The organism is Streptomyces sp. NPDC044106, from assembly GCF_056433985.1.
In genome coordinates this window covers 1-7,908 of sequence record NZ_JBWKFZ010000041.1, presented here as the reverse complement: position 1 = coordinate 7,908, position 7,908 = coordinate 1, and the positions used below count along the sequence as shown (strand labels likewise).

At 65.6% G+C, this 7,908-nt stretch carries 6 protein-coding genes; 3 read left to right on the top strand and 3 right to left on the bottom strand.

Going from position 1 to position 7,908, the window contains the following annotated elements; translation table 11 throughout:
- Positions 1-308 precede the first annotated feature (308 nt).
- Positions 309-1,637, bottom strand: coding sequence for a ScbA/BarX family gamma-butyrolactone biosynthesis protein (locus tag AC07DI_RS37355; RefSeq protein WP_478909414.1), 1,329 nt, complete (start codon positions 1,635-1,637; stop codon positions 309-311).
- 429 nt (positions 1,638-2,066) lie between these two features.
- On the opposite strand from AC07DI_RS37355, the gene AC07DI_RS37350 reads away from it, so the two are divergent.
- The 3 genes from AC07DI_RS37350 to AC07DI_RS37340 all read left to right on the top strand — a co-directional run bounded on the left by AC07DI_RS37350 (position 2,067) and on the right by AC07DI_RS37340 (position 4,801).
- Positions 2,067-2,894 (top strand): HAD family hydrolase, encoded by an 828-nt coding sequence (locus tag AC07DI_RS37350; protein WP_478909412.1) that lies wholly within the window; start codon positions 2,067-2,069, stop codon positions 2,892-2,894.
- Positions 2,895-3,740: 846 nt separating this feature from the next.
- Positions 3,741-4,403, top strand: a complete 663-nt coding sequence (locus tag AC07DI_RS37345) for a ScbR family autoregulator-binding transcription factor (protein ID WP_478909410.1) — start codon at positions 3,741-3,743, stop codon at positions 4,401-4,403.
- A 23-nt stretch (positions 4,404-4,426) separates the two neighbouring features.
- Positions 4,427-4,801 (top strand): hypothetical protein, encoded by a 375-nt coding sequence (locus AC07DI_RS37340; RefSeq protein ID WP_478909409.1) that lies wholly within the window; start codon positions 4,427-4,429, stop codon positions 4,799-4,801.
- Positions 4,802-4,858: 57 nt separating this feature from the next.
- On the opposite strand, the gene AC07DI_RS37335 is transcribed toward AC07DI_RS37340, so the two are convergent.
- Both AC07DI_RS37335 and AC07DI_RS37330 read right to left on the bottom strand, forming a co-directional pair.
- Positions 4,859-5,017 (bottom strand): hypothetical protein, encoded by a 159-nt coding sequence (locus tag AC07DI_RS37335; RefSeq protein WP_478909416.1) that lies wholly within the window; start codon positions 5,015-5,017, stop codon positions 4,859-4,861.
- Between the two features lie 552 nt (positions 5,018-5,569).
- Complete coding sequence (locus AC07DI_RS37330; protein WP_478909407.1) at positions 5,570-6,199, bottom strand: ScbR family autoregulator-binding transcription factor; 630 nt, start codon at positions 6,197-6,199, stop codon at positions 5,570-5,572.
- Positions 6,200-7,908 lie beyond the last annotated feature (1,709 nt).

Here is a 7,908-nt window from a genome sequence, read left to right as displayed (position 1 = left end):
CCGTGCCAGCCCCTGGGTCTGGAGCCGGCCCGCACCACCAACCCGCCAACTACGGCGCCGATATACGTACACCGTTTGAGGAATCCAGCACTAGGGGGGCCGGGGCTGACAACTGGCCGAAGTTTGTTTCGGACTGTCAACCCCGGGCTCGTTGTCGGGACGGGGTGCGTTCCGGTCTGGCGTGCGAGGCACCGGTCACGTACTCACGGTGACGAACGACGAGCGGCCCCACCCTGGCAGGAGGCAGAGGATCGGCAGGCTTTCTGCTGGTCGACGCAGCCGTGCTGTTTGCACGCTCATGGCCGTCCCTATCGTGCGCGGGGTTCGCAGTCGACTCGATTCGACGTCAGGGGCGGGTTGCTGCCGAGGCAGAGGGCGGGGTGGGTGGTGGCGGTGAGATGGCTGGTGAAGACGAGACGATCGTTCTGGTGGCCGGTGACGCGGATGGTGTGGGTGTCGGGGTGCGTGCTGGGTTGAGGTGTGGTGGTGATGTAGCAGGGGTCGGTGAGTTCGACGTAGCGGTGGAATTGAGTTTGCGTCTGGATGGGGACGGCGTTGGCAGGGAGGCGGGGCTGGCTGCTTTGGCGGGCGGCCTCAATGAGAACCATGCCGGGGATGTGGTCGCCGTCGTGGTCGAAGAGAACAGGGTGGTTGGGGTTGGCGTTGAGGCGCCAGGTGTAGGGCTGGTCGGTGGGGGCGAGGACGAGGTCGTGGGGGTTGTTGCGTCCGTGAGTGTGGGGGTTTTGGTGGTGGTTGGGGGTGTGGTGGAGGGAGGCGAGCGTGGGAGTGGGGACGGGGGCGGCGCGGACGCGCTGGTAGGCGGAGGGGGAGATGCAGGTGAAGTGCCCGTAGCCAGTGGCGAGAGTCTGCTGGTTGCTGCTGATGTTGAGGTGAATGGTGAAGGTACGGCGGCGAGGGGTGGGCGTGAGGGTGGCGTGGAGAGTGAGGTTGGTGGGGGTGGACTGGATGGTGAGGTGCTCGGGGTGGCTGGTGACGGTCATGTCTTGCATGACGAAGTGGTGGTCGAGCGGTACGTGATGTTCGGTGTGGGCGAGATAAATGCCGGCCTGGCGAAGCGTTTCGCAGGCCTGGAGGTGATCGTGGCTGCGGCCGTCGGCTGTGGTGAAGAAGGTGTGGGCGCGGGGCCACTGGCCGGTGAGGGTGTAGGTCTCCTCGCCAGTCCTTTCATGACCGGTGAGAAAGACTTCAGCGTGGGCGGCACGGTGGACGTACTGACGGGGCACGGTGCCGGTGAACGCAGATAGCAGGGCCGGTATCCGGTCGGCGCGGTCGCTCGGGCTGCTGTGAGTGTCCTGCGTGTCCTGTGCGTTTGGCCGCGGGGGTGCGCATTGAATGGTGAGGGCGCAGTGCGCGCCATGGCTCGGGGTGTCCGCCGACTGCGGTGTGTTCTGGGCTTCTCCGAGCCTGGGCCGCTCCGACGCAGGCTGTGCGTTCTGCGTGACCGGCACCCTTTGGGTGCCCTGCGACGTCTGTATGTCCGGCGGGATCGACGGTTTCGGTGCGGCCAGCGAGTTTTGTGGGCACTCTGCGTTCCGCGCTTCGTACGTGCACTGGGTGGCCTGCGTGTTCGAATCCTTTTGGGCGTCTTGCGACCGTGTCAGGACCAGACTGCTCATGAACCTCTCCCCCTGGAGGTGAATGAAAGTAGGTTCGTAACATACATACCCACCGGTTTTCTTTTCAAGTGTCGGTGGTGATTACATGCTGAGGGGGTGGAAGGATAACGTTCCATTTCGAATGGGCGATTTCGTGACGCTGGGTAGTTGAGTTCCTCGCGGGTTGGGTTGCGGCCTCAGGTGAAGAGGAAGTGAAGCGTCCGTTTTAAAGAAACCGGGCGGACGGTTCCTTCTTATGCCTTTCGTTGTCGCCCTGGGTGGAGTGAGGAGCTGTGGTCAGTCGTGTAGTGGACGTGTACGCGCGCGTTCCGCGAGTGCCCGGTGAATACGGAACGACGGTTCCGGTTCGGCTGCGGTCGGTTGTTGTGGCACGTTGTTGCGTAGACCAGTCTTTATCAAGCGTCGAAATGGCGTGGCGGTGTCGGGGAAGTGGGGGTTGTTGTGGTGGATCGGATGGGTTGGGCGGGCGAGGGATCGGCCGTCCGCGGGCTGGGTTCGAACGGTGGGGCGGTCGGCGAGGTCGGCACCACCGGGGCGGCGGGTCGTGAGGAAGGACGCAAGCGGGGCCTGAAGCACCTGAACCTAGTAGCGGTGAACATTGACGGGGTGTTGCTCAACGACAGTTTCGGGCCGGTGATTCGGCGACTGGTGGAGTCGCGGGGTGGGGTCTACGGGGCGGAGCTGGAGCAGGCGTTGCTTTCGCAGCCGCAGATGGTGGCAGCACAGACTGCGGCAGATGTGCTGGGTGGGAGTGCCGAGGCTGTACTCACGGCATATTTCGAGGAGCGGGACCGGTATGTGCTTGAGCACCCGGTACGGGTTCTGGAGGGCGCGGAGACACTCTTGCAAAGGCTGCGCTCATTGGAGATGCGTATAGTTTGTTACGGGGGGCTGGGGCGGACGCACTTCGATTGTCACTTGAGTGCTTTGGCTGAATATTTCGACGAGCCGGTTTATGTGTGCACCAATGATTTCCGTCCCGGCATCAGGGAGATCGCGGAGTTGTTTGAGATTCGCTTTGACCAGATGCTCGTCATTGACGATGTGGCGCGGGTGGCGGAGACGGCCCGCGAACTGGGGAGCGCTTTCATCGGGCACCCCAGTGATTACGAGCAGGGTTTCCAGCGGCCGTTGATGGAGCGGGCCGGGGTCCGGCATGTGGTGCGTTCGCTCGGGGAAATCTCTGAGGAGCTGTTGCGGACGGTTGACGCGGAGGCGGCCGCCGGAGACAACTGGCCTCTGGCCCCGCAAGTCTGACGGGGGCGCTTCCCCTCGCACTGCCCCTCTGTCTCCTCCGCCCTCTCTGCCATTTCGTTCCCTCTTCTATCAGTGGTCGAGTGGCCGAGTGGTCGAGTGGTTGGGCTGTGGGCCGGCGCCGGAGGGGCGTGGTGGCCGGGCGTGAGCGAGGGCTGCCCTGCCTCCACGATGAAGGGGCTACAGGACGGCCGCCATGTAGCCGAGTGTTGACACCGCCCGTTGGCAGAGCGAGGGCTGCCTCAGCGCTGTGACAGAGACGCTGGCCTGAGGGGCGCGAGCGCAGTCTGCCTGCGGACGCGAGTGTCTTCTCTCCTCACTCGTGGAAGCAGGGGCTCAGCGCTTAGGGGCGGTTGGAGCCTCTGCCGGCCGGAAAGGGAGGGCGTCGATTCAGCCGGGACTGCGACTTCCGCCCCCAAAGCGGCGGCATCGGTTCCCAGCTGGCTGTGGTGCGGGCGGCCTGGCCCCGCCGAGACGCTGTCGCCCCCCCCCGCGAGAGCGACGGTGAGCTGCTGACTCCGGACCGGCAGGTGGGGTCGGGCGGGGTGTGGCCGTGTGTTGTAGGAGCTGCTCTCGGAGTCGTTGCCTGGTGCGGCTGCCTGGGGTTTGGCGGCCGACGGGTTCCGGTCTGGTGTTTCGGATCGGCTCCGATCGGGGCGCACCCTTGTTGCGAGGGTGTCAGGAGTGATGGGTGGGGACTTATCGGGCGAGCAGCCGACGGGGAATGGGTTTGGCAAGATCCTTCGCGGGGTCTTTCGGGGGTGTTGTGGGTAAGGTACGTCCACGGCGGTTTCCTTCTGTGGTCCGCTGCATACCCAAAGCGGGCACGGAGTGCAGGGGAGGTCCTACGTGGCGCAGCAGGAGCGTGCTGTTCGAACACGCCGCGCGGTGCTGGAAGCAGCTGCGGTGGTCTTTGCCGAGCATGGCTATGCGGCAGCCACGGTGTCGGAAATCCTCAAGGTCGCCGGGGTGACCAAGGGGGCTTTGTACTTCCATTTTGATTCCAAGGAGGCTTTGGCGCGGGGGGTGTTGCAGGCGCAGACTGCTTATGCCGTGCCGCCGCAGGATCTCAAGGTCCAAGAGTGGGTGGATACAGGGCTCTTGCTGGCGCATCGGTTGCCGCAGGATCCGGTGGTGCAGGCAGGGGCGGTGCTCTCTTCGGACCCCCGGGGCCGGGTAAATTACGGGAGTGCCTGGCCAGCTTGGGTCGACTTGTCTGCGCAGATGCTCACCGAGGCCAAGGAGCGTGGTGAGATCCTCTCCCATGTGGTGCCGCGACAGACTGCGGAGCTGGTAGTCGGCGCTTTTCACGGGATTCAGCTGTTTTCTCAGCTGGAGCGCGGGCTGGCGGATGTGGAGCGGCGCGTCTTGGCGCTCTACGACCATGTGATGCCGTCGATCACGGTGCCGGCTGTACTGACCCGTCTGGACCTGGCCCCGGACAGGGGCGCACGTCTATTGGCAGAGGCGGTATGTATCCCGCAGCCCGACCTGGTGGACAGCACCGGCTGACACGCCTTACTCATCCTCCATGCGTGAACGCCCCTCTGCTCGGGTGTAGTCGTGAGATGGGGGCGGGTGTCTTTTTGCTGGGACCATGGCCGGGTCGCCAGGTGGTGGTGTGGCCGTCTCCGGGCATGGCGGCGCCGGTGATGTGGAAGGCGCGGTCGCTGCAGGCCCGGGCGGCTGCCTCCGCGACTTCCTCGGGTTCGGCCATGCTGTTGCGCGGAAAGAAGGCCTTGCTTTCGTCGACTTCCTGGTCAGGGCAGCGTGCGAACCGGCACTTCGTCATCTCTGAGCAGGCTGCAGGCCAGGCCGGGGGCGATAGCGTTGATGCGGATGTTGCTCGGCGCATATTCGAGTACGGCGCCTTCGTCGCACCGAGCCCGGCGTGTCTGGCGGCGACGTAAGCGGCTGCGACAGAGGTGACTACCAGGCCGGTGACGATCGCCCGCCACCGTTTTCGATCATTGCGCTGATATTGGGGCGCAGGCGGTTCCCACCCTGCGTGCGTTGGTGTCGAGGACCAGCTCGTAGGTGGCGTCGTCCATATGGTGCAGAGGGGTCCTCTCCACGGCAGTGCCGGCGTTGTTGCACGCCACGTCTAGGCGGCCGTGAGTGTCCACTGCGTGGGTGACGGCCCGGCGCGTTTCGGTGGCGACTTGGACGTCACCCACGCAGTAGAGCCTGTACGCCCTCGACACGCAGTTCTTTGGCCAGGAGCGCCAAGCGGTCGTCACGCCGGGAGGCCAGGACCACGTGCGCACTTTCGAGGGAGGGACCCTGGCCGCCCCCCGCCGATCCACTGCTCGCTCCGGCGACGAGGGAGGCCTTGCCCGCGAACGAACCCTGATTACACACGTCAACTCCCGTGCTCTCCGTTTGCTTTGAGCGGCGCATGCCGACGGTAAGCCGCTTCCGCTCACATTGGGGTTAACACCTCGGCAGCCTGGCGTGCGCGTGCGCTAACAGGGGCTGCTTCCCGCTCCATGAGAAATGTCCCGCCCGGTCGGTCCTGTCCCCGGGTCTGCGCCCCTTGCCTTCCTGGTTCTTGGCCGCAGGCCTCTGGCCCCGGCCTGTGCGCTTCACCTTTCGGCGCAAGCGTGCGGTGGCTTCGGAGGGTGTGGCGTGTGGGCCGCGTGTGAGGGGGCTGGCGGGTGAGGCGCGTGGCTCTGACGTCAGTTCGCGTCACAACGAGGCGTTGGAGGTCCGGGTGTCGGCATGGGGTGGGCGGGATTGGTGATGGTGGGGAGGAGGAGCTGCCAGAAATGGGTGAGAGGGACGGAGGTGAGCCAGGTGGGGCTGGTGCGGCTGAGTATTTCGAGGCCGGTGGTGGTGGCGACGATGGTGGTGGTGAGGGCCTCGGGGGAGATGTGGGGGGCGAGGGTGTGTTCGTCGGCGGCGCGGGTGGCGAGGTGATGAACGCAGGTGTGCCATTGGTGGCGCAGGTCGAGCGGGGTCTCAGGGCTTGAGTCGCAGGTGAGGCGGAACCCGGCGCGGACCACGGTGTCGTGGTGCAAGAGGTAGATCATGTGGTGGGAAAGGTTGATGAGGTTTTGCAGGGTGCTGGTGTGATCGGGCGGCGTGGTGTGGGCAGCTTTGTGCAGGGTGTGGGCGGCGGCTTGTTCGACGGCGTTGGCGAGGGCGGCCTTGTTCTCAAAGTGGAAGTGCAGGGCGCCGCGGCTCACGCCGGCGCCTGAACTGATCTCGTCCAGGCTGGCTTTGAGGTAGCCGTGGCGTTCGAATCTCTCGGCGGCAGAGAGGAGGAGTGCGTTGCGTGTGCGGGTGGCCCGTTCCTGCTGGCTCACTGGTGGCTCCCGTCGAGGTGAGGTTCGGTCGACTTATAAAACCAACTTGCTGGTTTGATATCCAGTGGTTGGGGGGACCTGGCTGACGAGGGTGGCTGAGTGCCGTGCATTCCGTTTGTCAGAGCGGGAGATGAGCGTAGGGCGATTTGGTCGGCGATCCTGGTGCCTGCTCAGTGGGTGGCGCGGCATTTTGGCCGGAAGGTGGAGGTTCCGCTCCGGCTATGGCCCGGCCGGGTGGGGGTGTCGATACCCGGAGGTGTTCGGTTCGGTGGCGCCTTCGCTCCCAAAAAAAACCGCGCACGTGGTTTGTAGCAGGGCTTTGGGGCCTCACTCTCCTGTGGCGCGGCGTGGTTCTCGGGCTGGGCTGCGGAGGGTCACGGGCGGTTGAGGGGCGTATCGAAGGGGGTGGGTGCAGCCTCTCTGCGTCTGACCCGTTCCCTGACCGGGTCTGAGTTCGTCGCCTGTCGCCTGAGAGCGGGGTAGTCGCCCCCCCCCGCCCCGGGCCCGGTTCCTGCTGCTCTGGCTCCGGGTTTCGCCGCCTGGATCGGTTGCCACCCCATCGGCTCCTCGATGAGGTCCGGGCCCGGTTTCTGTCGGATTGTGGGCTCCCTGTCCTGCGGGGATGTTCCAGTCTCGTAGCTCGTAGCGGCTCTGTGTCCCTTCCAGGGCCTTCGGCGGCGCGCTTTTGCCGCCGCAAGTAGCTCGTCGGTCCTCTGCGGTTGCCCCTCGGCCCGGCGGTGTCGACGTCTTGCCCCAGTCGTCTCAGGGCCTCGCTCCTCCGGAGTTCCCTGTGGTGCTGCGGGCTGGTGCTCTCCCTTGCCTCCGCTCCCTGGTGCTTGTACTGGGGTGGAGGGGTGGTGGGGTGGTGGTGGAAACCAGCTACGCGGTTTTCTATTGACAGGGGGTGGGGGATCGTTTTGAATCGGGTGGCGGTAAGGGGGCTGGTTTGCCTCTTCCGGTAGGGGGAGCGGGGGGTGAGTGTGGTGGCGGGTTTGGGTGTGGTGTGGCCTGGTTGGGGTCGGTTTGTGCTGCCGGTCCGGGCGCCGCCCGTGTGCGTGTAGCGTCCGCGCGGGGTTCGCTGTCCGTGTTGCCTGTGTGGCCTGTGTGGCCTGTGTTGTTTGTGCCGTTCGTGTTGTCGGTGTTGCTTGCGCTGTCTGTGCTGGTGTGGGGCGCGTGCCGTGTGGCCGTTCGTGTGGCCGGTTTCGCCGTGTGCTGTCTGTACTGCTCGTACTGGCTGCAGTACCCGTGCTGGCTGTGCTGGTTGCGCTGGTTGTTCTGCCTTCAGCGCGCGTGCTGCCCGTCGGTGCCCGTGCTGGCTGTGCTGCCCGTCGGTGCCCCTTCTGCCTGTAGTACTGGTACTGCCTGGAGTATCCGTTCTGCCCGTCGTTCTGCCTGTGCTGGTTGCACGGTTGCACTGCTGATGTCGTCTGTGCTGTCCGCGCGTGTGTGCTGTGGGTGCTGTCTGTGTCGCCCGTGCCGCCCGTAGTGCCTGTGTCGCCCGTGCCGCCCGTAGTGCCTGTGTCGCCCGTAGTGCCTGTGTCGCGTGTGCCGCCCGTAGTGCCTGTGTCGCGTGTGCGGCCCCGTGGTGCCTGTGTCGTGTGTGCTGCCTGTGCGTGGTGGTGGGGGAGTGTTTGCCGGGTGGTGGTGTGGGTGTCATGTGGGGTGGGGGTGTGGCGGTGTCTTCTGTGGCTGGTCGGTCGGGGTTGGGG

Bases quoted from the DNA above. Each gene is read 5' to 3' on its own strand.
- AC07DI_RS37355 (WP_478909414.1), bottom strand. From the start codon at position 1,637: ATGAGCAGTCTGGTCCTGACACGGTCGCAAGACGCCCAAAAGGATTCG.